The organism is Frankia sp. AgB1.9 (assembly GCF_016786355.1).
Lineage (GTDB): Bacteria > Actinomycetota > Actinomycetes > Frankiales > Frankiaceae > Pseudofrankia.
Map to the genome: position 1 here is coordinate 16,083 of NZ_JADWYX010000157.1, position 1,148 is coordinate 17,230.

Below are 1,148 nucleotides of genomic sequence, written 5' to 3' on the forward strand. Positions count from 1 at the left end.
GACGCGATGGTCACCCTGGCCGTGACGGTGCGGGACGCTGGGGATTATGCGGGTGCTCGGGAGTTGGAGCAGGAGGTTCTCGGCCGGCGGCGAGAGCTCCTGGGCTCCGACGATCTCCGGACCCTGACGGCGATGGCCAACCTGGCCGTGACGCTGCGGGACGCTGCGGACTACTCCGCTGCCCGCGAGTTGCAGCAGCACGTCCTCGACCGGCGGCGAGAGCTCCTTGGCCCCGACGATTCCCGGACCCTGATCGCGATGGCCAACCTGGCCGCAACGCTGCGGTGGGCAGCGGACTATGCAGGTGCCCGGGAGTTGGAGCAGGAGGTCCTCGGCCGGCGGCGAGAGCTCCTTGGCCCCGACGATTCCCGGACCCTGATCGCGATGGCCAACCTGGCCGCAACGCTGCGGGACGCTGGGGACTTTGCCGGTGCTCGGGAGTTGGAGCAGGAGGTTCTCGACCGGCGGCGAGAGCTCCTTGGCCCCGACGATCTCCGGACCCTGACCGCGATGGCCACCCTGGCCGTAACGCTGCGGAACGCTGCGGACTACTCCACTGCCCGCGAGTTGCAGCAGCACGTCCTCGACCGGCGGCGAGAGCTCCTCGGCCCCGACGATCCCCGCACCCTGACGGCGATGGCCACCCTGGCCGTGACGTTGTGGTGGGCGGCGGACTATGAGGGTGCTCGCGAGTTGCAGCAGCACGTCCTCGACCGGCGGCGAGAGCTACTCGGCCCCGACCATCCGGACACGTTGGACGCGATGGCCGTGATGGCCCGGATATCGCGGTGGGCGGCAGATTACTCCACTGCCCGGGAGTTGGAGCAGGAGGTTCTCGGCCGGCGGCGAGAGCTCCTTGGCCCCGACGATCTCCGGACCCTGACGGCGATGGCCAATCTGGCCGCAACGGTGCGGGACGCTGCGGACTACTCCACTGCTCGGGACTTGGAGCAGGAGGTTCTCGGCCGGCGGCGAGAGCTCCTGGGCTCCGACGATCCCCGGACCCTGGACGCGATGGCCAATCTGGCCGCAACGCTGCGGTGGGCAGCGGATTATGCGGGTGCTCGGGAGTTGGAGCAGGAGGTTCTCGGCCGGCGGCGAGAGCTCCTGGGCTCCGACGATCCCCGGACCCTGGACGCGATGGCCAA

General features: G+C 69.9%; 1 protein-coding gene. It reads left to right on the top strand.

Going from position 1 to position 1,148, the window contains the following annotated elements:
- On the top strand, nucleotides 1-1,148 hold a 1,148-nt coding region (locus tag I6A60_RS36980), incomplete at both ends, for a tetratricopeptide repeat protein (RefSeq protein WP_203021926.1).